We start from the raw sequence: 26735 nt of genomic DNA on the forward strand, positions 1-26735 counted from the left end.
TTTATCGGGCTTAGTACTGAAGCAATAGAACGATTTAAAGAAATTCCCCTCGTTGTTTCGCCTACATTTCCAGACTTGTGGGAAGTTGAAGCTACCAAGTGCCAACTTGAAGAAGGCAGAGTTTACTACTATTGGTTTAAAGTTCGCAACACAGAACCTTATGATTCTGGTAATGTCAATCAAATACTCTACTGCACCGATCCCATAGCATTTACTATCGATCGTCGCGTTCGCGCTCCTAAACCTGAAAATGTTCTAATAGGTAAGACAGGCATTTCCAGTTCAGCTCCGGCTAGTGTCATTCTTTATCAAAACAGAAAGTTGATTCCCTGCGATCCTGACGGCAGAATTATAGATTGGAATAACGACACTTCTCCAAGAGAATTACCACCTAATAATAAACTAGTCATCTACGAATTACCAACTCGCTGGACGCGCCTTACCTCGCGTGACGGAATTGAAGTTGGCAACGGAACATTTAAGGACGCTTTAGCTTTGCTAGTTCCAAACTTATTGGCTCCAACCTTTTTAACAGTTGCTGCTCTTAACAACCGAGCGCATCTCCTCGAATTGGGAATCAACGCTTTTGAATTACTACCTCCAGCAGATAGCGACCAACCTGACCAATGGGGTTATGGAACTTCCAACTATTTTGCTGCTGATTTTGAACTGGGTTTTCCTGTTTCCGCACCCGAACCGACAGCCTCGCATGACCTCGTTGAATTGATTAAAACCTGCCATCAAAAAAATATTCGTTTTTTTAAAGATACGGTTATGGCGTTTGCTACCGGAACTTCGCTTCGGAATATTAACTTTTTAGATTTTTTTGTCAAATTTGGTAGTGGCGATCCCGAACAAGAAGGACGAGATGGCTTTGGCGGAGATTTGATCAAATATAATTACTCAGTATCGGGATACGAGCCAATAAGTGGGAAACAAAACAATCTTTTTCCCGCACGTGCTTTTCTTAAAGCTTATTTGTTTCATTGGCTGACTTACTATCGAGTAGATGGTTTGCGTCTTGATAGCGTCAACAATATTAAAAACTATGACTTTCTTGAGGAAGTCAAAAATTTTTCACGTGCTGTTTGGAAAGAACGTCAAGGCAATGATGGTAACTTCTTGGTTATTGGAGAAAGTATAGGCTTTCAACGTGCCATGCTCGACCAAAAACGGTTAGATAGTTTTTGGAATGAGGATTTTAAGTATCGCGTCAAATCTGCGGTTGTGGGAAGAAATTACAAAGACGATCCTAACTTTGAAACTACCATACGCAAAATGATCGATTGTCGTAATCTCAATCTGGGTTTTCAAGATGGCTCTCAAGTCATTAACTACATTACCTCTCATGATGTCGAGGGAGAAGGTGCCGAGCGACTTTATAATTACCTCGATTTTTTCAAAATATATGAGAAAGAACAGCGTATTAAACTAGCGTTTGTTTGTCTGTTGACAGCAGTAGGAATTCCTATGATTTTGGCAGGCGATGAATTTGCCGATCGAATGGACAATGATATTTTTAATGTCTCAGGAGATGAGCGAAATTTTAGAAAGCAAGTCGATCCAGTTAACTTCTCTCGTTGGGATGATGAATGGAGAAAGCGTGTTTTTTACTATGTAGCTCGACTAATTAAGTTTCGTACCAAATCGGAGGCACTAGCAGTTAACGATACTGATTTTATCCACGTAGATTTCAACCAGGGTAAGCGTATTCTTGCCTGGAAACGAGGTTCTGGAAATGATGTTGTCGTTGTAGTGGCTAATTTTTCTGACTGGGGAAGCGATCTTCATAGTCCTAATGCAAAATATCTAGTCCAAAACTGGCCTCCACTTCCTTCTGGTAAAAAGTGGCATGAAATTACTCAAGAGCGCGATATTCCTATTGAGTGGGCAGGCAAAGAACCTATTTTTCCTTGGGAAGCAAAAGTGTATGCTGTTGTTTAGTAACAAAAGAACTTATTTTTTTCAATCTATTATCACCTGAAAGCTAACTATCTCATTAGAACTTATCTTGATTTTTCGCTCCAGCGATCGCCTCTTACTTCCCACTCCTGTAATTGTTCTAGCAAACCAGCAGGTGGTTTTTTCCCCTTAACTCGATACTCACGCAGAACTAAATTGCTCACACCCAAAAGTTCTGCTAGTTCCTGGTCTGTCAGTCCCGATTCTTCCTTAGATTCTTCTGTTGAGGTTTCAGGAGTTGGCTCATCCTTAGTTTTGTTCACCTCACTTTTAGCTTCAGATTCAATTAACTGCTCCAACTGAGATAGCAGAGATTCGAGTTTCTTCCTCTTTTTGGGGTCTTGCCAGAGTTGTTTGGAGGTTTTTAGTTTTTTATAAGTTGTATCGACACGAGTTTTGAGTTCTTCTTTCTGCTTGACTGGTTTAAGATCATTTACTTTCTCTTTGATTTGACTCAGAGAGAGGGAGTTGGTAATCGCCTCTTCTAGTAACTGTTGTCTGAGTTCTTCATCTTTGAGAGTGGCGATCGCATATTTGAGGGAACAGTTTGTAGTTAGGACGGTAGAAATTAAGATAGTGCTACCTAAATTTTTCTCTCAACAGTAATAAATTCAGGAATTAGACACTAAAAAATAAAATTAGGTTTTAGGTTATTCTTAAAAATGTAAATAAATATGTACAAAAGCATAAATTTAAAAGAAATAAACCAAGTAACTACAAAAGGACTCTAGTTAAAAAAACAGAGTTTTTTAGTTGAAAATTTACAATTCAAATCAAAATAATCGCTATGAATTCATTGAAAAAAATATTGCAATTGTCCAAATTTCTGGCAGTTGCTCTCGTATTTTCACTCTTTTTGTTTTCTCAAAACGCGATCGCGAAAAATATTACAGGGATGTCTGCAATTGAAGAAATGTTTGAGGCAGATATTCAAGGAGGAAATTTTACCGTTGATGCTAAGGATCTAGACTTTAAAAATAACCTCAGAGTCGGTTCTGCGGTGCTTTCCTTACCTCCAGATGAAACTGGAACGATCGAAGAAATTGCCATTACTGGACCCTCTGGAAAAATATTTGGTTGTGTAAATATAAAAGTGCAGAATGGTACTGATTTAATTAAATCCTGTGGCGGTCCAGCTTATTTAGTTCCTGGAAAGACAAAGTATTATGCAAAAGGAAGTAACTTTCAACCACAAACTGACCTAAAATTGAGAGTCAAACTATCCGAATAAAGTAAACATAATTTAGTCGTTATTTCAGGTGCAACACTTCTGACTTATTACACATTCAAATATGATAAGTCCGAACTGAGTTGTACTTGGAATACAATCAGCAAACTCTTCAACAATTTTAATCGAGCGAACGTAATGATTCTTCAAATTTATCCACTAGGTCATCTACTGGTTGGTTTCGCCGAGTTATTCCTTGTCGGTTGGTCAATTCGTTTATGGTTGCAATCTAAAAGTGTTGCCATGATTGTTTTACCAGTTATCTTGCTTGGAATTGGCTACGATAACTTGCTACTAGCTACTGGTACATTGGTTGGGGAAAGAGAATTATTAAAATCTCTCAGTCAAGTCCGCTTCTTAGTTCACCATCTTTTTGTACCCTTTTTGATTGTAGTGGTAGTAGAGTTGGCTCATCGCACGGAAGCAGTTTGGGCTAATAATTTTACACGCAGTTTAGCCTGGATTATCTCTTTAAGTCTTGGAGTAATAGATATCTTTAATCGATATATAGGCGCAGATTTAGAGCCGATTTACTTTGCTGGTGTACTGCGTTACACTGCCAGTCCCATCAAAGGATTACCGATTATTGCTATTGCAGTAACTTTTTTCCTTCTACTAATTAGTATTGGTATTTGGATTCGTTCTGAAGGTAGATGGTTTTGGTTATTTGTCGGTACTTTAGTTGCTCTTGGGGGTAATGCACTTCCCTTATCGACGGTGGGAACTTTACCAGGTAGTTTATCTGAATTTGTCATGACCTTAACTCTAGTTCTTACAGAGCAATATGTTCAACAGCCAAAAAATCTTGCACCTATATAATTTTTAGCGAAATTAGGAGATAAAGTAAATCATGTTTTTTATTTAAAGTTTATGTAACAAGCGAGCTAAAAACTTTTCACAACAGTAGCAAAAACAGATGCCGATATATTCTTTTGAAAACCAAAATAAACCTGAATTTGAAGCCCATTTCAAATTTCAACCACTCTCTTTTAGTTGGGTCGCTATACATCCAAACCCAAAAGGAATTATTCAATTTATTGGAGGAGCTTTATTTGGTTCTTTTCCAACTATTTTTTACGATTTCTTCTTAAGAAAATTATTTGCAGAAGGATATACAATTATTGCGCTTCCGTTTAGATTTACCTTCGATCATTGGTCGGTTTCTCTACAACTTTTACGAGAACATTATGTTTTACGCCAAGAGATTATCGAGAAAGTAATCGATTTACAGTATGACCCTCAAATTTATTTGGACGATGCTAATTATCTTTGGGTAGGTCATAGTTTAGGATGTAAATATATCTTGCTATTAGAGTTATTATCAGGATTTGAAGAGCCTAAGACAGATGGGTTAAATTGGGAAGAAATTTGGCAACAAATTAAACCTAATTTACCTGAATCAAATGACGAAGCTGTGCAAAAAGTTGCTCGACAACTAGAAAAGCTAAAAGATAAAATTGAAGACATTTATGATGAATGGCTAAAAATTAAAAAGACTATAGAAAAACTGGTTGGATATGGCATTGACCTTAAGGGATTGTTTATTAGAAATGAATCTTCTTTACTCATTGCGCCAGACATTAGCGATACAAGCAGTGCTATTCCTATCGAATCAGTAGCCAAACTCATTGATAATTTAGGATTGGGTGTAAAACCTACCAAAAAACAAACACAATTATTAATCGAAAATAGTCCTTTATTCTCTCTTACAGCAATTCTTTCTTTTGAAAAAGATATGATAGCTGGCAATCTACAAAACTTAACTGGTGATAGTGATGTTTTTTGGCTTGTCAATACTTTAAAAAATCGTTTGAGAGGAGTTAAACAGCTTAAAAATGCTTATCATCTAGAACCGCATGGACATCAAGTAGATAAATATGTAGTTGATTTTCCAGGTTCGATAATTGTTTGGTCAACTGGACTAATATTTGCACCTTTAATTGCTTTTTCTCTGCCTGCAAAGGCATTTTTTAATGAGGTGCGCAAACCTATTATTAAAAAGCTTTCAGAACGAGCAATACTTGAAGAAACAGCTATTAGCTTATTGTAGTAAAAGAAAATGAGTTAACTCATACTTTATATGTTTGCATCCAAAATATAATTATATGAAAATACCAGATCGAATCGAGCGGGCGGCAAGTAGAAGGGTTGAATCCGCACGCGATCGAATTCAAAATGCTAAGGAACATATCGCCAACGGTACTTCGCTCAGGGCAGAAACAGACCTAAATCGAGCTTTAGAGCGAGTGAAGGTTGTCGCTAACGTCAATGCTGCAACTGCTGCAAAAATTGTAAATTATGAAAACCCTGCCGATCTAGGACTTACAGGAGAGTCTTTACGCAAGGCAGAAGCGATTCAAGGTAATACTGCTGATTACGTCGGCGTAGCTTGGCTCGAAGCTGGGCGAATTGCCAGTAATGCCGTCGCTAGAATTATTTTCCGAGATGGTGAACCCCGAGGGACTGGATTCCTCGTATCCGATCAGTTGTTGCTGACCAACAATCATGTAATTGAAGACAAAGATCGTGCTACCGGACTGATAGTAGAATTTCGTTATGAAATCAGATTGGGGGAAACCGCGCCCGCTCCCATCAGATTTGAACTCGACTCCAGCACTTTCTTCGTGACCGAAGATCGAGACGATCTAGATTTTACGCTGATTGCCTTGGGTCGGCAGCTTACTCCCGGAGTAAATTTAACCGACTTTGGTTGTTGTCCGATTAGTTCCAGCAGTGCAAAGCACTCGGTGGGAGAACCAGTTACGATCGTTCAACATCCCGACGGTTATTACAAACAAGTCGTACTGCGGGAAAACCGGATCGTACATCGAGGCGATAATGTTCTACATTACATTGCTGATACAGAAGGTGGGTCGTCGGGTTCGCCAGTTTTTAACGATGCATGGCAAGTTGTCGCACTCCATCATTGGGGATCGCCACACCGAGAGCAATCGGCTGACACAAATGTAAATGAGGGAATTCGGATCAGTGCGATCGTCACAGAATTGCAAACGCGATCAGGCAGAATGAATAGCAGTCAGCAGCAATTACTCCAAGAAGCGTTTAACGCTCCACCACTGCAAGATTTTGGCACTCGTATAGTCGAAATTCGCCATACTGGAGGACCTCAAGCTATTTTGCCCAATCTGCCTGTTAACATTTTGTCGAACGTTACAGATTCTGAGAGGACTGAAGAACGCGGAAGGGGCGGACCTGCTAGCCGGATCGATCCCGTCTATGCCAATCGGCGGGGTTACAACGAAAGCTTTCTAGAAAATTTTCTCGTTCCTATGCCTCAATTAAATGCTACTCAGAGCAGCAAGGCTGCACGGGTAAGAGGCATTGGTAGTAGCGACAATCCATACGAACTTAAGTATCAGCATTTTAGTGTCGTACTGAATGCAGAACGTCGAATGGCTTTCTTTTCTATTTGTAATATTGATGGGTCTAAGCGCATCAGTGTCGATCGCGATAGCGGAAAAGCTACAAGTGGGCCAGAGGCTACGGAAAATTGGGCGATCGATCCTCGCGTACCAGAAGAGAGCCAACTTAACGATGCCTTCTATCGAAGGTTGCGAAACGCTTTACGAGGTGGAGACTTCTTTGCCAGAGGACATCTGACTCGACGGGAAGATCCTAACTGGGGACGAGCCGAAACCGCCGAACGCGCCAACAATGATACATTTCACCACACCAATGCCTGCCCTCAAGTGCAGACAGCCTTCAATGGATCGCAACAAGCTTGGCAGGGAATTGAAAACTACGTTCTCAATGCTGCTGATGACTCTAACCTTCGGGTTACAGTGATTACCGGGCCAGTATTTGGGGAAGACGATCCCACGTATGACGATGAGGAGTTTGGGACGATCGCTCTACCAAGACAGTTTTGGAAAATTGTCGCTCGCGTAGAAGACGATAAACCGCTAGTTATTGCTATTTTGGCGGATCAGAGCGAAGCTATGGATTTGCTATTTGCGGCGCGGCGCGATGCTCGCGAAGCTATCTGGGATTGGCCTGCTCGGCTCAGTAAAGACTACATTTCAACTGTCACCACGATCGAGGAATTGACGGGACTCGACTTTGGAAATCTTGCCAATTATGACGTTTATGCCCAGGAGACCAGAGAAAATCGGTTATTGGTGACTTCGCCCGAAACGCTTTTCCTCCGTCGCTTCTCTGTCGCCGGACATGGATTTGGTCGCTATACTTCGATCAGTGAGTTCCTTGATCGCTGGGAGAGGCGAAAGCAGACCGTCGATACTGCTGAAGAATCAGCAGTACAGAAAAGAACCCCTCCCAAGCCCAAAAAGCGCGAACGGAAAATAGTCGAGATTGAGGCTAGAGTGGCTCGCGTATTTGCCGACGATCTCAATGGAGCCAAACACCAGCAATTTACGATCGTTCCTAATAAATGGATTTCTGGAACCGAAGCAGCAAAAGCTGAGGTTGAGGAAGCAAGGGAAAATGGGCAAGAAGTCAGGGTAGCAATTCGATTTGGCGACAGTCGAGGTCTGGCAGATCGCGTTCCGGGTATCCGTGAAAATGTCGAACTGAAACTCAAAGGTGAGTGGATTTCCGCACGGGATGCTTTCGATGTGGGTGGGGAAGATATTCCCGTACTCCACTTTACTCACGATCCGATCGGTTGGATCTGCACGTCCGATGATTGCTTCAGTTAATTGTTAGTTCTTAATCATTATCATTAACTGAAGTTGGATACGCGATCAAATCCTTATTTTTTAAAATTTCAACATAAAGGTGATATATGACAAATAACCCCACAAACGAAAACCAGCCAAATAATGATTTGGCACAAACCAATGAATTTGAGTTGCTCACTCCAGAAGAGATAGCTCAAAAATCAAACTCCCAAGTTCATGTCTTTGGTGACGGAGTAGTGTGCGACACCGAACCCAGATATATCGAACCACGTGGACCCGAAATTGTCCTTGATGCCACAAACGGATTTATTCCACTTTGGGAAAAAAATACAACGTTGCGGTGGCGATTTCAACAACGCTCTTTCCTCGCCTTCAGAAATCCAGAAGCGGCTAAAGCATCGATTAGAAGACTGTTTGACCGTGCTTTCAGTGCTTGGGGTGATGCTGCTCCGATTAAATTTGAAGAGAATAGCCAATTATGGGACTTCGAGATCTTAGTCAGAAGAAATGATGAGTGCGATCGCAACGGGTGCGTATTAGCAAGTGCTTTTTTCCCAAACCCATTCCAAAATAATCAATTAGTGATTTACCCGCAGATGCTCGCTCGGACTGAGCAAACGCAGGTTAACACGCTAATTCATGAAATCGGTCATATCTTTGGATTGCGGCACTTCTTTGCCAAAATCAGCGAAACTGATGCTCCCAGCGTAGTTTTTGGGGTAGACAGAGAAGTAAGCATCATGAATTATGGCCCTAAAAGTCAGTTAACCGACGATGATAAGGCAGATCTCAAACGCCTGTACGAACTGGTATGGAGCGGTCAGTTAACGAAGATTAATCAAATTCCAATTAGATCGATAAAAGCATTTCATACAACTTTCTAGATCTAATTCAGTTCGATCGTTTTACATCGAAAGTTCGATCTCGGAAACTTTTACTTCATCTTAGACGACGAAATTGCTTTCACCGTATGAGAGTAGGAAGATACTGTTGGCGAAAGTAATCAACCTGAGTTTGGGATAAGAAAAGGAGGGAGTAGTAAGCTGAAAATGTAATTGATTCAGCACTCCCATCCCATGTTCATTTTAGAAGAATTGTTTTGTGACCTAGACGATTTCTGTCTCAGTTTTGAACCTCAATGGCGATCCCGCAGGGAGCTGCTTCGCAGACCGCAACAATTATCTCAAGGACTAAAAATTCGTAGACGCTCCCTTCAAATGAGTCTGAGTGAAATTATGATAATATTAATTGCGTTTCATTAAAGTTATTACCGTAATTTCAAGAGTTATTATTTGGCTCATGTCTGTGTTTACTGAGGGAGAGCCGAGATACGGATACTGTGATACTGTTGGCAAATTCAAAAACACACTTTCAAGCGATCGCTTATCGCAAAGATGAACAATGAGAAAGTACCAGTTGAAGAGATATTGAAGGTTTTGAGTAATAAAGGTAAGAGGAAAGATAAAATTCTCTAATCTACGATAAAAACTATTTTGCAAAAGGTCTAATATTTATTGTTACACTACCAACTCTTCGCCCAACAAAGGTTTAATTAAGCTTCAGTTGACACGCTTCTAATACTCTCAGCCTACGATATCTGATTGTTTTAATGCAGTTATTAACTCTTTCATAAACTCCACAAACACACGAACTTTCGCTGAAAGATATTGCTTTTGCGGATACAGTATAGAGATTGGTAACTCAGTCTGGGGAATATAGTCTTGAAGAATCGGTTGAAGTTCGCCTCGCGCGACTGCGATCGCCGCCATAAACTTTGGCATTTGCGCTACTCCTGCACCCTGAATCACCATATCCAAAACGACTTCTGAGTTGTCGAAGCGCAGGTAAGCATCTACCGGAAGCTCCATTGATTTTCCGTCTCGTTCAAACTTCCAATTTACGTCTCGTCGAGTCTGTGGAAAGATAAAGTTGACACAGCGATGCTGCGATAGTTCAGCAGGGGTTGTCGGTATCCCATATTGAGCTAGATACTGTGGCGAAGCATAGGTCGTGTATTGCGTATTTGCTAGGTGCTGCATGATTAAGCTACTATCACTGGGCACTCCGACTCGTACTACTGCATCAATGTTTTCTTCAATCGGGTTCACGAAGCGATCGTTAAACGAAACATTCAAACTTAGCTCAGGATAACGTGCTGCAAATTGCATCAACGCCGGAGCAATGTGCAGTTTGCCAAACGTAAAGCTTAAATCTAACCGCAACGTTCCAGTCGGTCTAGATTGTGACTGCTTGATTTCTAGTTCAGCTTCTTCCAAATCATTGAGAATGTGTCGAGCGCGTTTATAGAATTGTTCGCCGTCTTCAGTTAGGGTCAAACTGCGAGTCGTGCGCTGTAGCAAGCGTACTCCTAATTCGTCTTCTAATCGTAATACAGCGCGACTCACGGCTGATGGAGCCATGCCTAGGTGTCTAGCTGTTTTAGAAAAGCTGCCACTTTGAGCAGACTGTATGAAAATCATCAAGCTTTTGAGTTTATCCATCGCTGCCTTTTAATTTTTGAACTTTTTGCATAACTGTTTTGAATTTTAACTACTTTTTTTCTATTTATTCACAAGTTAGATTAAAGCCAGATAACTTTCAAAGCCACCAACAAGCGTGAGCAATCGAATATGACACAGCTTAGTAACACAGAACAAATCATTTTAGTGACTGGAGCGACAGGCAATCAGGGCGGTGCAGTAGCGCGCCATCTTTTACAGCGCGGTAAATTTAAGGTGCGTGCGCTGGTACGCGATCCGAATAAGCGTGCGGCTCAGGTACTTCAGCAAGCAGGTGCAGAACTAACGGTTGGAGATTTTAGCGATCGGGTCTCCCTCGACCGGGCAATGCAAGGAGTCGCGGGTATTTTTTCAATGCAGGACTTCCGAGGCGGAGCGGAAACCGAAATTTGTGAGGGTAAAGCGGTTGCAGATGCGGCAAAAGCAGCAAACATCCAACATTTTGTCTATAGCTCAGTCGGCAGCGCAGAACGTAATACAGGCATTCCACACTTTGACAGCAAGTTTCAAGTCGAGGAGTACATTCGAGCGATCGGACTGCCTCATACGATTCTGCGTCCTGTGTTCTTCTTTTATAACTACAACATGTTGCGCCCAGTAGTGGAATCGGGAACGCTTCCCCAACCGCTTCGCCCTGACACCAAATTACAGCAACTCTCTGAAGAAGATTATGGGGCAATGGTCGCCCTAGTGTTTGAACGCCCTGCCGACTTCTTAGGTCGCGAAATAGAAGTTGCCAGTGTCGAAATGACGATGACTGAAATTTCAGCAGCGTTTAGCCGAGTACTCGCAAAAAACGTCGAGTACCAGCAAATTCCATTTGAGGCGTTCGAGCAGCAAGTTGGAGCCGAACTCACGACGATGTATCGCTGGTTTGAAGCAGTCGGCTACGAGGCAGATCTCGCTCAATTGAAACGCGATTTCCCTAAGTTGAGCGATTTTGACTCTTATTTGCGCGATCGCGGTTGGGCATAACCAGTCAAAAGCATTTCCAAAAGTAAACCCTAAAACACATAAGAAAAAGATGAACGTTCTAATTATTGGTGCGACAGGCCCGACTGGACAAAAACTCGTGCAACAAGCCCTAGCTCAGGGACACGAAGTAACTGTGCTAGTTCGCAATCCTGACAAGTTTGAGCAACCCGATGACTCTACAGAGGGAACGGCTTCGCTTCCCTTGCACGTTTTGAAGGGCGATGTCCTCGATCCTGATTCTTTGCAAACTGCAATGTCTGGTCAGCAAGCTGTTGTGAGTTCATTGGGCAGTAAACTTAGCCGCAAACCTATCACTCTACTTTCTGAGGGAACAAAAAACCTGATTCAAGCGATGCAGCAGCAAGGGGTGCGGCGGTTGGTTTGTATCACAGGTCTGGGTGCAGGAGATAGCAAAGGACACGGTGGGTTCATCTATGACAGGCTGATTTTACCACTGTTGCTTAAAGAAATTTACAAAGACAAAGACCGTCAAGAAGCCGTGGTTCGCGACAGCAGTTTGGATTGGACTATTGTTCGTCCCGCTCCATTCCACAATGGAGCAGCGACTGGTAACTATCGCGTTTTTACTGACCTAATTAATGTGACCGCTAGTAAAATATCCCGTGCTGACACCGCAGCCTTTGTCCTGAAACAACTGAGTGACGATCTCTATCTACACCAAACCCCGCTGATTTCTGAGTGAGAAAATATTATCGAGGCTGTGAAGGGAGCAACGCGAAAAAGTTGGTTTTTCTCAACAAGCTCACCTTTGGCAGCGGCAGAGCCGATAAACCCAAAGAGCATCCGCTTCTAACTAAAAATGAGTCTATGTAGCGGTTTTTTGAACCAGAACTAAGGAAAAGACTGCATAAATTAGAGTTAGATGCTAATTTTTGCGCTCGCGTCTATAGTTTCCTCTTAGAGCTATTGCCTACTGGCGATTCCTCTATGCCATCCCTCAATTAGACAACGGAACTCCTTAACAACTAAGCTGTTGAACCCAAAGTGACGGGGTTTACAAGCCCTTGAATTCGATTCAGGGGACGACACCTTACTTATCAAGAATATCCAACAGTGTGGGAACAAAAAAACTATTTTAAACAAGCTGCGGTCGCAGCTAGCTTCATTACAGCCGTAGTTTTAATTTCATTTGCAGTTAGCTAATCAGCTTAATTTTTAATCTCTCGTCAACATTTATTGGATTTCTTCTAATAAACCTTGGTATGTGCGCCGAGGTTTTTTTGTGTTCTCTCTACTCAAGCACGCTCAGTTTCAAAATGTTCGATACCAATTTTAATCAGTTTTAAAATGGTCGGGGTAACTTCGGGTTTGTTACTGCGATGATGAATTTTGGCATTGAAATGATGAAGTGCGATCTCGCGAAGCGAGGCACTGCGTGACTACGGAGTAGCAGCGATCGCGGTCAGCTTCGCTGGCGCATTCGCGATCGCTCATAAGTTATAAGTCGATAACAAAGTTCAAACTGGGTTGTAGCTGTAGATTCTGAATCCAACAAATCCAACTAGCACAATAAAACCCAAGGTTCTGCGAAAATAATTAACGCCTTGAAATAATTCCATCCACGCCCAGGTAAATAAAGAGCCAAAAGCTATTAAATCTAACCCCACATTTATCAAACCAGTTGTGAAAATTAGTTTGAGTAAACTAGCTACACCCCAGACAATAATAGGTGGGTTTGGTGGTTGAGCGATGACAATATTACCATTGCTGTCACGGAAGAATTTGAGGACACGGTTGGCGAGGTTGCCTCGCCAATGTGAGATGTCCGTATCGAACAACGTCTCTTTTTCCATAGTCGAGAGTGAATTGTATTTATCATTTAGTTTCACAGTTATAAGAAAAATAAACACGCTCCTAAAGAGAGATTTTCTTGACAGACAAAATAGATAATTAGTTAATAGAGTTGTCGGGAAATAAAAAACTCAAGTTAATGTCAGAGATTCTCAAGCTGGATTAACTTTAAGCTGCCATTAAATACCAATTCCATAATCCTGCTGCGGTCAACATTAACCGGTCGTCAAAATCGAGGGTTCGATTGCGGTAAATTTGACTGACAGCATCATAACGTTTGACTCCTGCGAAGGCATTTTCACAAATGACACGAGAACTACTCAAAAGATGATTTTCTTTTGCTTGGTGCGCGTGCGATATGCCGTGAAACGACATATCGGTCGCATCCGCTTTTTGAGTTTCATTTAGTTCACCTCGTTTCGGCTTTTTATGAGGTACATGAATGTTGTCATACTGTTTTTGTAATCCCAGAAATCCTGAATCTACTTCAATCGGAATCTCTTCGGGAATACTTCCTGCAATATCATCTTCATCGTGAGCGCGTTTGTCATGTATTTTTCCTTCTCTAGCTTGAGTCAAAACTAAAACTCTTTTTTTTTCGTCTACTGCTGCTAGATGTTTTCGAGTGTGGCGTTTCTTCTTCCCCGAATAGTGAAGTTTTTGTTTTTCTGGATTTTTAGGTCTTTGAATTGGTCTTTCCGTTCCATCAATTATCACTTTTTTGACCTTGGGATATCTTTCAAGAAAAGCTTCAATACTATTCAACTTTCGTTCGGGTAAAGCCATTTTCTGACCTCTAGCTGCTTCTAATACTGGCTGTAATCTATGTACCCAATCATGAGCCACTGAGCGATGCATCCCAAAGATAAATCCTGCTAAATCGAATGTCGGATAACATTTGAAATAGAATAAGATGAAGAACAATTTGGCTGAACCTTTTTCTAGAAGAGCTTTCCTTCCACCCCCTACTGCTCTTTGTCTCGATTGTTTGTTTTGTTTTGTTATTGTCTGTTGGTAAAACTCATTAAATGTTGACGAGCTTGGACTCAAATGCTTTTTGATTTAAGCCTGTCAATGCTCTTAACAATCTGTCTTGTTTGATTACTTGCTCTATATTCAACATTTGTAACTTCTGTTTTCTGCCATTATCCCTTCTTATTTCCCGACAAGTCTAATCTTTACCTTCGTTTATCTTTTCTCAACTCTTTTTCACCCATCCTTCTCCTTTCACTTCCCACTCCTGTAATCGTTCTAACAAACCAGCAGGTGGTTTTTTTCTCTTAACTCGATACTCGCGCAGAACTAGATTACTCACGCCCAAAAGCTCTGCTAGTTGCCCATCTGTCAGTCCCGTTTCTTCCTTAGATTCTTCTGTTGAGGTTTCAGGAGTTGATTCGTCCTTAGCTTTATTCACCTCACTTTTAGCTTCAGATTCAATTAACTGTTCTAACTGAGATAGTAGAGATTCGAGTTTCTCTCTCTTCTTCGGGTTTTGCCAGAGTTGTTTTGAGGTTTTCAGTTTCTTATAGGTTGTATCGACTCACTCTCAATGTTAGAGTATTACAAGTGTTTTTGATTGCTTGAGAGTCAATCATGATTAAAGTTGTCCAAACGTTTTGAACTAACGTTATTCGTGGGGAGTGTCAATCTTTAAAACAGTTTCTATCGCCGCTAATTTTTGTCGTAAAACTTCCTCCAGAGCTTTTAGTTGGGAAGCATCAGCAGAGGCTAAGACTTCGTCCGAAAGATGTTGGAGATTAACTTTCGCCCTAACAATAGTTTTCAGTTCTCTATGAGATTTCGCTTCACTCCCTGCATATTTCTCCAGCACCTCATTAACCAATTTCCGCGTTTCGGCAGCCGATAGCTTTTTCAGGGTGACTTGCTTCGTCTTTTCGACTCGAACGGATTTAGCCTTCCGCTCCGAGATTTTCAAATTCTTAGCCGACAGCTTATTCAACGCCAAAGCATGAACGCCTTTTAGTCCCAAATTCCGAATTGCCTCTTTAAGATCGGGTGCTAAAGAGAGCATCGTGAAAATATTAGCGTCAACCGAAGCTGGATTGAGTTGTAAATTTAGTAATAGAGAAAGTAATAATTTTTCGTTCTCATCCAAATTTAGCTCGCTCAAACCCGACGATTGCTCTTGAGTATTTACCGTTAGCAGCTCGACAACCCGATTCATTTGCTTGTATTTGTTCAACCGTCGAACCGCCGTTGCAACTGTACGCGGAATTTCTGAAGCATTCAATTCAGTCTGAAATGACAATTCCCTTACAATCGCTTCTGCTTTATCTAAAGGATTGAGATCTTCTCGATGCAGAGAAGTCAACAGGGCTTTTTTGTGTAAATCTTCTGGTTGCTCCATCAGCACCGCTTTAATTGACTGCCAACCCAACTTCTTAGCACTGCGCCAGCGTCGCTCGCCATCAAAGATAATTAAATTTTCTCCACGGACGGACGGGGCGTCCTCCCGAATCAAAATAATCGGTTCTAATTGTCCGTAAGTTGCCAGGGAATGTGCCATGGCTTCGATACTTTCCGCTAAAAATGTCTGCCTTGGCTGCTCTTTATTCGGTTGAATTTCTTCTAGGGCAACATCTAAAACACCAGCTTTTGATGCCAATTGTTTTCTCAACTCGCTAAGTTGAGATTCTAATTCTTGAGAACCACTAGCGCGAAGCTTTTCAATTTCAGCTTTGAGGTATGATATTTCTTGCTCGGCTTCAGACAGTTGCTGAGACTGTTTGGCACCAGAAAAAAAGTTATTCAGATTAGGGGATTTACGAGGACTCATGAAGCTTTTTTAGTTTTCTTCTGACTGGGTTTGCCTAAAATTTTCAAAATCTGGGAGACGAGAGGTTGAAAATCAGCTACTGCTGGATGAGTTTTGCGATAGAGATGAAGGGGTAAACCCTGTCCGCTAGCATTGACAAATTCAGTACTGTCCCGAATTGGGGCAAAAATCTGAATATTCATCTCCTGCAATTGCTCTGGCAGAGCTTTTAAAATCTCCCTGTGTGCTGCCCTTCTGGGGTTGTACTGATTGGGAATAAAACCAATGATTTCTGGAATCGGTCTCAATCGTAAATGCTGACAATTATAGTAATACCATTCAAGTAGTTTGGCAGCCCCTTGAATCGATTTTGGCTCTAATTGAACTGGAATGACGATATGAGTACAGGCAGCTAAAGCCATTAAGGGTAATGGACCTAAAGTAGCGGGACAATCAAAAATCAGCACCTCGTGAGGCAGGGGATAATCTTGAAGTCGGTCGCCGAGGACGTAAGCACCACGCTTATGAACTACCAATTCATCTGCTGTAGCGACTAAAACCATACCTCCCTGACAGATATCTACTCTATCGGTATATTCACTCCAGCAAGGGGTGAGAGTCCAGTTGCCGTCAAAATTATCCTGAAGTACAGTAGCAATAGTGTGTTCGGGTTCTGGAGTATCGAGTCCGCAGAACAGAGTCAGAGAACCTTGAGGGTCTAAATCCATCAGGCAAACCTTCAATTTTTGTTGACTCATCGACCAAGCTAAATGAGTAGACAGCGTGGTTTTTCCACTTCCCCCTGCATTACTAATAACTGCTAAACGAATCGACATTATTCCTGCATTGTAATCGAACTGAATTCATCATATATCGATATATGATGGCACAGAAAATTATTGAGGCAAGGCTTATTTCGATTAAAACATTATAAACAGCTTAACTATCAACGAAGTGAACGCAACATATTATCTCAGCTATACGTTAGCTCTTGATGTTACCCCATTGAATAATTGAAGTTTATTTATCTACTACTTATACCAGTTTTCAAGCTCAAGGTCACGAAAATCAGAGTAATCTGAGAGATTACGGGTAATAAGAACGAATTCGTTAACACTGGCAATCGCTGCTATTTGGCTATCAACAAAAGGTGGGGTTTTACCAAGGCTGACTAAACGAGTTCTTTCTTGAGCGTGCCAGGTTGCTGCTTCTTTGTTATAGGGTAAAATCGGAATATTAGGTTGTACCACCTCTTTGAGATAGGTTTCTATAGAACGACGTTTTTTTGACTCGGGAAGACGCTGACAACCAAAAATAAGTTCGTGCCAAACAATAGTCGCTGTAGCAACCTCTCCATCGTGTAAGCGCAGCATCTCCATGACGGATGTGTTAGGTTTAGGTCGTAAGGGTTCAGATAAAACATTAGTATCGAGTAGATATCGCAAACTCACCAAATTACCTCGCGTCCTGGGGTTGAGTCGCGTACTCCTTCAAACACATCTGAATCAATTTCTAGTTCCTCTAAATTAGTGTGTTGGCGAAATTTTTCTAAAGCTTGCCAAAAGCTCGATTGTCTAGATATTAATCGATGATATTCTTCAGTTGAGAGAATGATTGCTACTGATTTTCCTTCCTTGGTTATTTCTATAGAACTTCCTCGTTCGACTTGCTGAAGAACTTCGGGAAATTGTTCGCACAGTTGCTGAGTTGAATATTGATTTAACATAGCTTAACTCTTTGTTCTCTTGAAAATTCAGCTACTCGCTCCTATTTTAAACATCATATATCGATATATGACGGCACTCAAAAAGATGAAATAAACTAATCGCTTTTAAACAAATCCTGGGGTTGACAATCGAGTGCTTCACACAGTTTAGTCAGACGCATAAAGGTTTCAATTCCACCTCTATTCCTCTCCCAATTCCGAATAGTGGAGGGATCGACTCCAATCAGATCTGCTAGCTGACGTTGAGTTAGCTTTTTTTGTTTGCGTAGCTCGGCAATGTTTGACACGTAGATTATTTCCATCTTGCGATTCATAGAATTAGTTTAGCATTAAATATTTAACGCTAAATTATTGACAGTGTGAAATTTTTCACGGTAAGATACAGAGAGGGCAAAAAAGAAGTGAAACTTTTTTAAGTCTATTCTTTTTCAAGGGTTTCCATACTTACGGCGAGTTTTTTTATGCCTAAAAACCGACCTAGTAACACTTCACTCGGACACCCAATCATTTTTGGCAAAACGCTACGAGCAGTTATTGGAGGCAAAAAAACTTGCATCAGAAAATTGTGGAGCGAGCGTCACGCCCGACATTTTATCAAGCGATACGAACGAGGTTTACCAGTTGCTGCTTTCGATAAAGACAAGCGCAGGGGTGGTTCCTTAGTAGGGTGGTTGAGGTTAACTGAAAAACCCTATCAAGAACTCCTTCTAGATTTACCCGAAGGCGATTTAGTTGCCGAAGGATATCCCAAATTAAATCAAGAAAAATTTATCGATAGATTTTTTAATGGCGACCCCTTTCAAGAGGTTTGGGTCATCAAGTTTGAATTTGAACCATTATCAGAGCCAAACCAGCAGGCAGAAAGTCAAGCAGAAAGCTCATCTTTAACTACAGTAACTTCTCCCAAAGCAGAACGAGCAATTGTAGTTGAAGTTATCGAAGAACTTACAGATGAAGAACAACAAGAACGCCTCCATCTCGAAAGACAGGTAGAACGCTCGTTCTATGTTGCAGGTAAAGCACTCCAACAACTGCGAGACAGGAGATTGTACCGCAGTACTCACAGCACCTTTGAAGATTATTGTCGCGAGCGGTTTGGTTACAGTCGCCGACACCCCTATCTTTTAATCGATGCTGCTATTGTCGTAGATAACCTATCCCAAAAATGTGATCCATTGGATCACATTTTACCCACTAGCGAACGTCAAGTCAGACCATTGAGTAAACTAGATCGATATCAACAAGTTGAGGTCTGGCAGCAGGCAGTAGAAGAAGCAGGTGGAGTCGTACCGAGCAGTCGCATTGTCAGAGATCTAGTGCAGCGTATTAAAGAAAAAACCAAAGTGCCTAATCCCTATCGGGTAGGAGAAGTCTGTCAAATCGTTGCCAAAGATAATCTCGAACTGCGAGGAAAAGGAGGATGCTGGTGTATAGTCAGTGCAGTTCACGACTTTAGCTGTACGGTCAACACTTGGGACTGCGAGTATCTTGTCAAGCTAGAACATTTAAAATCCCTCGACTACACTCTTGAAGAATGCCAACAAATGGAAGAAATAGGCGTGCGTATGAGTTTATTGCGAGAGACAGGTAAGCTAGATGAAGCAGCTATTTGGATTCTCAATGGTTTAGCCAAACTCAAACGAGCTTACCTAACTTCGATAGAAGAGAAACTATTGAGTTTGCTAGAAACAGAATATGGTGTTGTCGATAAAGAAGAAAAGTAAACTCCCCCATCCTCTAAATCTCCACATCAATATTCAAAGCAGGATTATGAGTATAGCGTTCGCGCACGTGGAGGTAGATAGCTGTAGTTTTGAGATCCGAATGTCCCAGTAAATCCTGAACCTGCCTGAGATCTCCTTCCCCTTTTATTCCTAGAGTACCGGCAGTATGTCTCAAACTGTGAGCCGAAAGAGTCCTGCCCGAAGCGTGTTTGAGATTGGCTGCTTCTAAATACTTATCCACAATCCAACGAATACCGCGTCGGGATAATCTTTGAAAGTGCGTTTTATGAGAAAGAGAGATAAACAAAGGACTTTTCTTAGTTAAGATTTCCCCTCGAGCTTCTCTTGCTTCTAAATATTGCCACAACACCTCGGCTAAGTCTGGACGCAGAGGGATAGTTCTAATATTACCCTTACCTTCAACCCTCAAACCCCAGTTTTTTCCAGAACGAATTAAATCACCAAAATCGGCTTGGTGTAGTTCTAAGGTTCGCGGACCTTGTAAAGCCATAATTGCCACTAGAGCCAAATCCCGCAGACTCTCGAGAGAATCATCACGGGGAATCATCGAGAGCAAGTATCGCAGTTCTTCCTCTTCGAGAAAAGTAATCCGTTCGGCAGCATCGACTTTTTCTCTAGGAGGTTTTATTCCCATAACTGGGTTTTCTTTGACCAGTTTTCGCGCTACAGCCGAGGTATAAAAACGACGAACTGCTACTAAAGTTATGGCAATAGTAGAGGATTTAAGTTTTTTTTCACCAATCAGATAGCGACGGTAGGACTTAAGGTCTTCTTCTGTCGCCAGAGCCGGATTGACTTTTTGCTCGCCACACCAATTGAGATACTGATTGACCCGACGCAGATAGGTAGTTACCGTATCGGGAGCAGCATCCCCGGCAGCCACATCCAACTCCAAAAAAGCAACAAACGCCTCCAACATCGCTTCAGTGGTGGGTAAGATAGCGAGGCGTTCTTTCCCCTTACGTCGGGAGCTCGAAACTTGTTTTTGCGATCGCACTTCGGAGTTAGAATTACTATTCGATCTAACTTTACAACAGATCGCGGGCAGAGAGGAATTTGCTGCCGATAATATATCTTTCTGGCAGTAAAACCTCTTTTCATCAATCAAATAGAAAAATTAATTGAACGTATAATTAAGGAGAATTAGCATTATCATCTACCCAAAAACTCAGCGTATAATTACGCGCCTATGCCATTTATCTCTAAAGTTATTGAAAATACAAAAACCTCGATTAATTATCGAGATAATTTCGCGCAGTTTTTAGCTGAATCAGAACGAAGTGCTTACACAATTAAAAATTATCTCTAACCAGAACCAGTCAACTGCAAGAAATTTAAGATTATTTAGGGTTTCGCAAACCCACTAAAACAGACTATCAACTTAAGCTATCTCTCCCACTTTTTTTCGCTCTCCTAGACGTAAAAATTAATTGCTTAAAATATGCAAAAACAACAATTTACCTTAAATAAAGATGTAATTTATCAAGGAAATCAACAAGTTCAAATCGAACTAAAACAAGGGACTTCATTTGCAGTTCGTCAGATTGATTCGCTTTTTAAGTTGGGATTATGGATATTTAAGGCAGAGAACCAATTAATTTTTCTACCTAGAGCTACACTTTTTGAAAGACTTTTTCCCTTAACGGCTACATATACAAAACTTGGTACAGCTTATAAAATTAGAGCAGAACAAGTTCTTGAATTTGAAAAAGTTTTTTTAGATGGAATAATACAAATAAAAGATGAATCATTAATTATAGATGGAATTTATAGTTTATCAACTTATAATGAACCATTACAAATTGCTAGAATTTTTCAAAAGTTAGAACCTACTGCTTTTTTAAGAGATGAGTTTGAGGAATATGGCAAATCAAAAATTAATTACTCGCTCGGAGCGGATAAATTTTTAACAGTTGTAGATAATAAACAATTTGATTTAGATATAAATTCTTTCCCATTAACAAAAAAATATCGCGTTTCTTTAGCAGGAAGTACGGAAACCGAGCCTTTTAATTCTTTAGTCTGCTATTTATATCTTAATTTTTCCCGAGAAGAAAAAAAACCTAATAGTATTTCATTACTCTATAAAATAACATCGGGGTTGCAGCATGGTAGTCTTAAGTGGTGTTGTCAACCAATAGAACTATTTGTAAATAATGATTGGTATTCTCTAATAGAAACAGATAATGCTAACTTTCAGCTACTTAATATAAACTTAGAATATCAAGAAAATTTACCAACAACAAACTGTACTTGGTGTAGTAAAAAAGAAAATAAATTAGAAAAAAATGTTGTTCCTGTAATGGGAACAAATATTGCTATTAATTTAATAATTGATGGCGATCTCGTTACAGGAAATATTGTAGCTTCTGGATATTATATCGATAGCCTAGAGCCTAGTACTTACCAAGCAACTATAGTTGGCGAAATAGAAAAAAGCAAACAAGTAGAAGAATTACGCCAATCTCTTAATTCTGAAAACTCAAATTTTACTGGATGTTGGTTAACTAATGTAGAAGCTATAGGAAAGATAACATTAGAACAAAATAGTAATGAAGTTCGAGGTGCTTATAATCGAGTAAATGAAGTTTCAGGCGGAGAGATTATCGGTATTGCAGAAGGTAATTTTCTAGAATTCAGTTGGACAGATCGAGAAGAAAAAGGATGGGGGTATCTTCGTTCATTAAATCGAGGTGGTACTTTATATGGAATGTGGGGAATAGGCAATTTTCCTTTTAAATCTCAAATTTTTATTGCTAATTGGAAATTGCCTATCAATACTGAAATCGCAGTACAAAATGATGAAATATTTTTAGAAGAGTTTAGAAATTTAGGGCAGGAATTAATTCATCAACAAAGATTTGAACAAGGACTCATTATTTTAGAAGAAGTTCTCAATTTATATCGTCATCAACGACATCAATTAGATATATCTTCTCAAGAAAAATCAAAGGATTTAACTAGTGAATACTTTTCTTTATTTTTTTATGTTTTAAGAAATAATATTTATTTAGGTAAATATAATAATTTACTCGCTCATTTAGAGCATCTAATTGAAGTAATACAATTATCAGGTGGAGAACAATCTGCAAGTATATTATTTAAAGAACGTACAGCTTCTATTAAGAATGATTTTGCTAAGTTTAAGCAAAGTTGTCACATTCTAACTGAAGGATTAGAAGAAACTAGATTTTTATTAAATGGTGAAAATGAGCAAGGTAAAGTTGGGATATTTTTTGATCAAAAAAATAATTTAGGAAATATTATTAATGACATTGCTAAAAATAGTTCCGCGGAATTAGCAGGTATTTTGCCAGGAGATATTTTAATTGAGGTGAATGAAGTTGAGGTTCGATATATCCCTATTAAAGAAGTTTATAAGTTACTTATAGGTGAATCTAATACTAAAATTGCCATCACGATCCAAAGAGAAAACAAAACACTAACATTTAGCTTAATTCGTCAACCTTTTAAAGTATATCCTCTCAATCGCCGAAATGAATTAGTCAATTTTTACAACTATTTTGAGCAAAATTTGCTCGCTCTCATTACTCTTACAGAAAGTGAATTAAATAATTTAAAAGAATTAAATTTTAATATCGTTCGAGGAAAAATTAATTTTCTTGAAGCTTGGTCGATTTTACGAGATCGTCTTACTCTACTTGAAGAAAAAATTAATTTAAACATTGAAGAGTTATTAAAGCTTAAAGAAACAATATTTATTGATTATCCTTCTTTGTTAGAAGATGTTACTTTAGCGATCGCTTTCCTCAGTCAGTTAAGTTTTAATTTAAAAAATCAGTATCATTTAAGTAAGATACATTACAAATCAAACGATAATATAAATCTAAGAGAATTAGAGCGAAAAATTGAAAGTTTTTTGACAGAAAATCCAAAATTATCTCAGATAGAAACTATTTTATTTCGTTGCTATTTACATTACTTTCAAGTAGTTAAGGGATTTTGTTTGACAATTAGCCTTCAACATGACTTTATGTCGCGAGCGAATATTGTCGAATTTTTTGAAGTGAATCAACAAAAATCTAGGTTAGATTTATTTAATTTAGCTAGCTATATTGAAACATGGCGCAGTAAGTTAGTAGAAGATCTAGAAAAAATTGAGGCTTTAGAAGAAGCGCAACCTTTATTTACTAAAATTATTGAAATATCAATTGCTTTAGGAGATGTTAAAGAAGCACTAATTTTTTCAGAAAAATCCAGAGCAAGAGCTTTTGCCGATCTTTTAGCAACACGCTTTGCTCGAGATATTAGTCAAGATTTGAGGAATTTTCCTGTTAACAGTTCCGAAATTAATTTCGAGCAAATTCAACAACTAGCTCAAACTTATTCGGCGACAATTGTTGAATATTTTGTTGTCGATCGAGGAGAAATCGAATCTAAAGTTTATATCTGGGTAATACAACCAAATGGTTCTATTTTTTTAGAAACAATTGAATTAAATTATAATTTACAACAGCAAATTAATGGCTTAGATAGATTTTTAGAAGAAGCTAAAAGTTCGCATCATCTTGGTTCTTCAACAGAATTAGCAAAAAGTCAAACTTTATTGACTGAACTCGCTCGATTATTAATCAAACCGATCGAACATTTTTTAAATACATCTTCAGCAAATAAAATAATCTTAATACCTCATAAAAGTTTATTTAAAATACCTTTTGCTAACTTATTCAATTCCAAGAGCGATCGATATTTAATCGAGCAGTATTCGATTATTTTATCCCCTTCCATTCAAACTTTAAATTTAACTCAGCAGAATTTTGTAAATAATAGCGATACCCAAAATGTTTTAGTAGTAGGTAATCCCCAAATGCCATCTTTTAAGACATTACCATACGCCGAATATGCTGCTAAAGCTATATCAAATTTATTCAAAACCAAACCACTGTTGGGAAAACAAGCAACTAAAAAAGAAATCTTAACTCAACTTCCTCAAGCAAAAATTATTCATTTTGGTACTCATGCTGAATTTAACGATTTACAACCATTAGAAGGGGGAATTGCTCTAGCATCAGAAGGAGAAGAGAAAGGATTTCTTACTGTAGGAGAAATTTTAGCTCGGTTTGCACCGCCTCAAACTTTATCTTTAAATGCGGAATTAGTGGTTTTGAGTGCTTGTTCTACGGGACGAGGTAAAATTACTGGGGATGGTGTAATTGGATTAGCTCGTGGTTTGATGGCTGCCGGAGTTAAAGCAGTTTTGGTTTCTTTATGGGAAGTACGAGACTTGCCCACAGCTTGCTTGATGTTGCAATTTTATAAATATCTAAAATTGGGAAATACTCCTAGTGACGCATTAAAACAAGCTCAAGTGTGGCTGAAAAACATTACTAATAAAGAATTATGGAAATGGTTGTGTCAAGAAAATTTGTCTGTTAATTCAATTGATAAAGAAAAACTCAAAAATCAACTTTACCCATTTAGACATCCTTACTATTGGGGAGCTTTTTATCTAATTGGTTCTTAAATTTGGAAGTTTTTCTGCAATATTGTATGGTTTAAACTAAGTTGTAAAATAAATCTGTCCCCTGGCATTCCCCAAAAATTAAAATAAATATAGGCTCGACTATCGGTAACTAACTGAGTTGAAACAAAATCATCTTGCCAAAAATCTTCTCCAGATTCTTCTAATATTTTTGCTTCTAAACCTATAGGTAGATAGTCGTTCCAATCTGGTCTTATTTCTACTAGAATATCGATAAAATCATCATCTTCGTTCTTAATAGCTAAGACTAATTCTAAAGATGTATCATCTAACTCTATAATTTGTTTTTGTGCTTTAGCTTGGAGGTATTTCTCTGGGGCAATTTTGCCTAAAGTTAAAGCAATTTGCCATTGAGTTTCGAGGTCGTTAATAGTGTTTAATTTTTCTTTTAAACGAGCAATTACTTCTCGATTGTTAGCTTCCCTCGAGCCTAATTCTTGGGCTGCTAAACGCACTATATTTAGATCTTCATTATTAAGATTGGCTAATAATTCCGAAATTGATGTTAATTCTTCTTCGTTAGAATTACCCATTAATGAACCAAAAGCAGGAGTAGCAAAAAAGTCGGGATTAGTTCTTAAAGCTGTAATAGTAGCACCAACTATTTCTTCTAGTTCCCAGTCAGGTAAAATATTGGATTGTAACCAATTGCTTAAATTAGTCCAAAGATTATTTTCTGTTTCTACTTCTACTTCGACTAAAGAGACATCTATAACGCGACTTTCTAATATTTCTGTTAATTCTCCAGCGTCAAATTGAGATTTAATTCTTTGACAACCTTCTAATGTTCCAGTGATAGTTAATTTAATACTTCCATCTTCGATTTTCTTGATCGTAATAACATCATTTCCAAAAAATCTTTGAATTTCTTTCAAAAACTTACAAAGAAAATTAAAGTTAATTTGTAATGGATTTATATCGATAATAATAATTATTTGTCCCTGTCTAAAATCTTGTCTCGAGCGATAATTTACTGTTTTTCTTGTTAAAGATAAAGCTTGGCTGATTTTATCGACAGCAATGTCATCTATATATAGATTTAATAATTTTCTCAACTCCAGACTAATCTCTTTAGAAGATAAATCGGGAAACTTTTGTCTTAACTTAAGTTCTTTACAAACTTTAGTTATATGTTGAGAGGCAGTGTTAGGTTCGATCTTTAATTTTTTAGCAATATCTTGATAATTATTGGAATTTATAAATTCTATTAATACCTCTTGAGTACGAGGTGTTTGATTTAGAAAAACTTTAATGAATTCTAATTTTTCTTGATGATTCATTCTGGTTAAACTAAACGATATAAATCGATATGTAAGTTTGTACATAATCTATTTTTTTACACGATCTATTTCGTCACTTGAGTTTGTTTGATTCAATTGGATACATGACGAAATTCAAATCAAACAACTGATGTGATGAATTCATCCTTAATAACCCAATTAAAAGGGCAGGAGTTTTTAAGTTGCCTAAACCAAATCAATTTTGGCCCGATCGCTTTTAAACTGATGCACCCAGAAGATGGTATAGCTTGGTCGCTCGAACAAGCTACCGAAGCCATCGAACAGTACCGACGGTTTCTCATTTTGAGTTATCTCTATTCCGAAAAGATCGTTGTACCTTCTAAAATTATCGATCGCGTCTGGCATTTTCATATCCTAGATACCGCTAAGTATCGAAAAGATTGTCAAAATCTGTTCGGTCAATTTATGGATCATTATCCTTATTTTGGCATGAAAGATGAAAGCGATCGCGAAGCTTTAGATGAGGCATTTATTAAAACCCAAGCTTTATGGGTTAAGCATTTTGGGGTAGAGATGATGTAATCGAT

Annotated in this window: 24 protein-coding genes and 2 pseudogenes; 13 read left to right on the forward strand and 13 right to left on the reverse strand. The window is 39.1% G+C overall.

The genetic code is table 11. The features are described 5' to 3' along the window. The first annotated feature begins 75 nt into the window (after positions 1 to 75). Entirely contained in the window at positions 76 to 1944 is a 1869-nt protein-coding gene (locus STA7437_RS23880; protein WP_015195663.1) for an alpha-amylase family glycosyl hydrolase, read from the forward strand. A gap of 62 nt (positions 1945 to 2006) precedes the next feature. Here the strand turns inward: STA7437_RS23880 and STA7437_RS26015 are convergent, their stop codons facing one another. Continuing rightward, positions 2007 to 2225, reverse strand: a complete 219-nt coding sequence (locus STA7437_RS26015; RefSeq protein ID WP_150109200.1) for a hypothetical protein — start codon at positions 2223 to 2225, stop codon at positions 2007 to 2009. Positions 2226 to 2749: 524 nt separating this feature from the next. Between STA7437_RS26015 and STA7437_RS23890 the strand changes: the two genes are divergently transcribed. The 6 genes and pseudogenes from STA7437_RS23890 to STA7437_RS27265 all read left to right on the forward strand — a co-directional run. Then, positions 2750 to 3193 carry a hypothetical protein gene (locus STA7437_RS23890; RefSeq protein ID WP_015195665.1) on the forward strand — a complete coding sequence of 148 codons (444 nt, stop codon included), beginning with the start codon at positions 2750 to 2752 and terminating at the stop codon, positions 3191 to 3193. Between the two features lie 135 nt (positions 3194 to 3328). Then, entirely contained in the window at positions 3329 to 4009 is a 681-nt protein-coding gene (locus STA7437_RS23895; RefSeq protein ID WP_015195666.1) for a hypothetical protein, read from the forward strand. 97 nt (positions 4010 to 4106) lie between these two features. Continuing rightward, the gene (locus STA7437_RS26020) at positions 4107 to 5240 is read left to right on the forward strand and encodes a DUF1350 family protein (protein WP_015195667.1); all 1134 of its coding nucleotides are present in this window, start codon (positions 4107 to 4109) and stop codon (positions 5238 to 5240) included. A 55-nt stretch (positions 5241 to 5295) separates the two neighbouring features. Further along, on the forward strand, positions 5296 to 7869 hold the full coding sequence (locus STA7437_RS25230) for a DNA/RNA non-specific endonuclease (RefSeq protein WP_015195668.1): 2574 nt from the start codon (positions 5296 to 5298) through the stop codon (positions 7867 to 7869). An 86-nt stretch (positions 7870 to 7955) separates the two neighbouring features. Continuing rightward, on the forward strand, positions 7956 to 8735 hold the full coding sequence (locus STA7437_RS23910; protein WP_015195669.1) for a matrixin family metalloprotease: 780 nt from the start codon (positions 7956 to 7958) through the stop codon (positions 8733 to 8735). A gap of 192 nt (positions 8736 to 8927) precedes the next feature. Then, a pseudogene (locus STA7437_RS27265) lies at positions 8928 to 9110 on the forward strand (hypothetical protein); the annotation flags it as partial. Between the two features lie 324 nt (positions 9111 to 9434). Here the strand turns inward: STA7437_RS27265 and STA7437_RS23915 are convergent. Beyond that, positions 9435 to 10352, reverse strand: a complete 918-nt coding sequence (locus tag STA7437_RS23915; protein WP_015195670.1) for a LysR family transcriptional regulator — start codon at positions 10350 to 10352, stop codon at positions 9435 to 9437. Positions 10353 to 10481: 129 nt separating this feature from the next. Here STA7437_RS23915 and STA7437_RS23920 point away from each other — a divergent pair, with 129 nt between their 5' ends. Together STA7437_RS23920 and STA7437_RS23925 are read left to right on the forward strand one after the other, a co-directional pair. Further along, positions 10482 to 11345 (forward strand): NmrA/HSCARG family protein, encoded by an 864-nt coding sequence (locus STA7437_RS23920; protein ID WP_015195671.1) that lies wholly within the window; start codon positions 10482 to 10484, stop codon positions 11343 to 11345. Positions 11346 to 11394: 49 nt separating this feature from the next. Beyond that, positions 11395 to 12048, forward strand: a complete 654-nt coding sequence (locus tag STA7437_RS23925; protein ID WP_015195672.1) for an NAD(P)-dependent oxidoreductase — start codon at positions 11395 to 11397, stop codon at positions 12046 to 12048. Between the two features lie 775 nt (positions 12049 to 12823). Here STA7437_RS23925 and STA7437_RS23930 read toward each other — a convergent pair. From STA7437_RS23930 to STA7437_RS23965, 9 genes and pseudogenes are all read right to left on the reverse strand, one after another. Further along, complete coding sequence (locus tag STA7437_RS23930; RefSeq protein ID WP_015195673.1) at positions 12824 to 13159, reverse strand: hypothetical protein; 336 nt, start codon at positions 13157 to 13159, stop codon at positions 12824 to 12826. 166 nt (positions 13160 to 13325) lie between these two features. Then, positions 13326 to 14015: a transposase family protein gene (locus tag STA7437_RS23935; RefSeq protein ID WP_245562215.1), complete on the reverse strand. Its 690-nt coding sequence runs from the start codon at positions 14013 to 14015 to the stop codon at positions 13326 to 13328. Between the two features lie 3 nt (positions 14016 to 14018). Beyond that, positions 14019 to 14207: pseudogene (locus tag STA7437_RS27585) on the reverse strand (transposase family protein); the annotation flags it as partial. A 148-nt stretch (positions 14208 to 14355) separates the two neighbouring features. Then, the gene (locus STA7437_RS23940) at positions 14356 to 14571 is read right to left on the reverse strand and encodes a hypothetical protein (protein ID WP_015195674.1); all 216 of its coding nucleotides are present in this window, start codon (positions 14569 to 14571) and stop codon (positions 14356 to 14358) included. 213 nt (positions 14572 to 14784) lie between these two features. Further along, positions 14785 to 15954, reverse strand: coding sequence for a ParB/RepB/Spo0J family partition protein (locus tag STA7437_RS23945; protein ID WP_015195675.1), 1170 nt, complete (start codon positions 15952 to 15954; stop codon positions 14785 to 14787). Next, positions 15951 to 16769: a ParA family protein gene (locus STA7437_RS23950; protein WP_015195676.1), complete on the reverse strand. Its 819-nt coding sequence runs from the start codon at positions 16767 to 16769 to the stop codon at positions 15951 to 15953. The genes STA7437_RS23945 and STA7437_RS23950 overlap by 4 nt, the downstream gene beginning before the upstream one ends. Before the next feature lie 195 nt (positions 16770 to 16964). Continuing rightward, a complete protein-coding gene (locus STA7437_RS23955; protein ID WP_015195677.1) occupies positions 16965 to 17384 on the reverse strand; it encodes a type II toxin-antitoxin system VapC family toxin in 420 nt (139 codons plus the stop codon). Beyond that, complete coding sequence (locus STA7437_RS23960; RefSeq protein WP_015195678.1) at positions 17381 to 17659, reverse strand: type II toxin-antitoxin system Phd/YefM family antitoxin; 279 nt, start codon at positions 17657 to 17659, stop codon at positions 17381 to 17383. The genes STA7437_RS23955 and STA7437_RS23960 overlap by 4 nt, the downstream gene beginning before the upstream one ends. A 95-nt stretch (positions 17660 to 17754) precedes the next feature. Beyond that, positions 17755 to 17973 (reverse strand): helix-turn-helix domain-containing protein, encoded by a 219-nt coding sequence (locus STA7437_RS23965; protein WP_015195679.1) that lies wholly within the window; start codon positions 17971 to 17973, stop codon positions 17755 to 17757. A gap of 147 nt (positions 17974 to 18120) precedes the next feature. Between STA7437_RS23965 and STA7437_RS23975 the strand changes: the two genes are divergently transcribed. Then, complete coding sequence (locus STA7437_RS23975) at positions 18121 to 19383, forward strand: hypothetical protein (protein WP_015195680.1); 1263 nt, start codon at positions 18121 to 18123, stop codon at positions 19381 to 19383. Positions 19384 to 19396: 13 nt separating this feature from the next. On the opposite strand, the gene STA7437_RS23980 is transcribed toward STA7437_RS23975, so the two are convergent. Next, complete coding sequence (locus STA7437_RS23980) at positions 19397 to 20323, reverse strand: tyrosine-type recombinase/integrase (protein WP_071882446.1); 927 nt, start codon at positions 20321 to 20323, stop codon at positions 19397 to 19399. Positions 20324 to 20333: 10 nt separating this feature from the next. Here STA7437_RS23980 and STA7437_RS26730 point away from each other — a divergent pair, with 10 nt between their 5' ends. Then, the gene (locus STA7437_RS26730) at positions 20334 to 20492 is read left to right on the forward strand and encodes a hypothetical protein (RefSeq protein WP_171815491.1); all 159 of its coding nucleotides are present in this window, start codon (positions 20334 to 20336) and stop codon (positions 20490 to 20492) included. Between the two features lie 353 nt (positions 20493 to 20845). After that, the gene (locus STA7437_RS25235; RefSeq protein ID WP_015195682.1) at positions 20846 to 24889 is read left to right on the forward strand and encodes a CHAT domain-containing protein; all 4044 of its coding nucleotides are present in this window, start codon (positions 20846 to 20848) and stop codon (positions 24887 to 24889) included. On the opposite strand, the gene STA7437_RS23990 is transcribed toward STA7437_RS25235, so the two are convergent. Beyond that, complete coding sequence (locus STA7437_RS23990) at positions 24886 to 26187, reverse strand: DUF1822 family protein (protein WP_015195683.1); 1302 nt, start codon at positions 26185 to 26187, stop codon at positions 24886 to 24888. The two genes, STA7437_RS25235 and STA7437_RS23990, sit on opposite strands and share 4 nt — an antisense overlap. 135 nt (positions 26188 to 26322) lie before the next feature. On the opposite strand from STA7437_RS23990, the gene STA7437_RS23995 reads away from it, so the two are divergent. Continuing rightward, positions 26323 to 26730, forward strand: a complete 408-nt coding sequence (locus STA7437_RS23995) for a glycine-rich domain-containing protein (RefSeq protein ID WP_015195684.1) — start codon at positions 26323 to 26325, stop codon at positions 26728 to 26730. Positions 26731 to 26735: the final 5 nt, after the last annotated feature.

Source organism: Stanieria cyanosphaera PCC 7437, from assembly GCF_000317575.1.
In the GTDB taxonomy this organism is placed as follows: domain Bacteria; phylum Cyanobacteriota; class Cyanobacteriia; order Cyanobacteriales; family Xenococcaceae; genus Stanieria; species Stanieria cyanosphaera.

Coding starts and splice junctions, on each gene's coding strand:
- STA7437_RS23890 (WP_015195665.1), top strand. CDS start 2,750: ATGAATTCATTGAAAAAAATATTGCAATTGTCCAAATTTCTGGCAGTT.
- STA7437_RS23895 (WP_015195666.1), top strand. CDS start 3,329: ATGATTCTTCAAATTTATCCACTAGGTCATCTACTGGTTGGTTTCGCC.
- STA7437_RS26020 (WP_015195667.1), top strand. CDS start 4,107: ATGCCGATATATTCTTTTGAAAACCAAAATAAACCTGAATTTGAAGCC.
- STA7437_RS25230 (WP_015195668.1), top strand. CDS start 5,296: ATGAAAATACCAGATCGAATCGAGCGGGCGGCAAGTAGAAGGGTTGAA.
- STA7437_RS23910 (WP_015195669.1), top strand. CDS start 7,956: ATGACAAATAACCCCACAAACGAAAACCAGCCAAATAATGATTTGGCA.
- STA7437_RS23915 (WP_015195670.1), bottom strand. CDS start 10,352: ATGGATAAACTCAAAAGCTTGATGATTTTCATACAGTCTGCTCAAAGT.
- STA7437_RS23920 (WP_015195671.1), top strand. CDS start 10,482: ATGACACAGCTTAGTAACACAGAACAAATCATTTTAGTGACTGGAGCG.
- STA7437_RS23925 (WP_015195672.1), top strand. CDS start 11,395: ATGAACGTTCTAATTATTGGTGCGACAGGCCCGACTGGACAAAAACTC.
- STA7437_RS23930 (WP_015195673.1), bottom strand. CDS start 13,159: ATGGAAAAAGAGACGTTGTTCGATACGGACATCTCACATTGGCGAGGC.
- STA7437_RS23935 (WP_245562215.1), bottom strand. CDS start 14,015: ATGCATCGCTCAGTGGCTCATGATTGGGTACATAGATTACAGCCAGTA.
- STA7437_RS23945 (WP_015195675.1), bottom strand. CDS start 15,954: ATGAGTCCTCGTAAATCCCCTAATCTGAATAACTTTTTTTCTGGTGCC.
- STA7437_RS23950 (WP_015195676.1), bottom strand. CDS start 16,769: ATGTCGATTCGTTTAGCAGTTATTAGTAATGCAGGGGGAAGTGGAAAA.
- STA7437_RS23960 (WP_015195678.1), bottom strand. CDS start 17,659: ATGTTAAATCAATATTCAACTCAGCAACTGTGCGAACAATTTCCCGAA.
- STA7437_RS23965 (WP_015195679.1), bottom strand. CDS start 17,973: ATGAATCGCAAGATGGAAATAATCTACGTGTCAAACATTGCCGAGCTA.
- STA7437_RS23975 (WP_015195680.1), top strand. CDS start 18,121: ATGCCTAAAAACCGACCTAGTAACACTTCACTCGGACACCCAATCATT.
- STA7437_RS23980 (WP_071882446.1), bottom strand. CDS start 20,323: ATGTTGGAGGCGTTTGTTGCTTTTTTGGAGTTGGATGTGGCTGCCGGG.
- STA7437_RS25235 (WP_015195682.1), top strand. CDS start 20,846: ATGCAAAAACAACAATTTACCTTAAATAAAGATGTAATTTATCAAGGA.
- STA7437_RS23990 (WP_015195683.1), bottom strand. CDS start 26,187: ATGAATCATCAAGAAAAATTAGAATTCATTAAAGTTTTTCTAAATCAA.
- STA7437_RS23995 (WP_015195684.1), top strand. CDS start 26,323: ATGAATTCATCCTTAATAACCCAATTAAAAGGGCAGGAGTTTTTAAGT.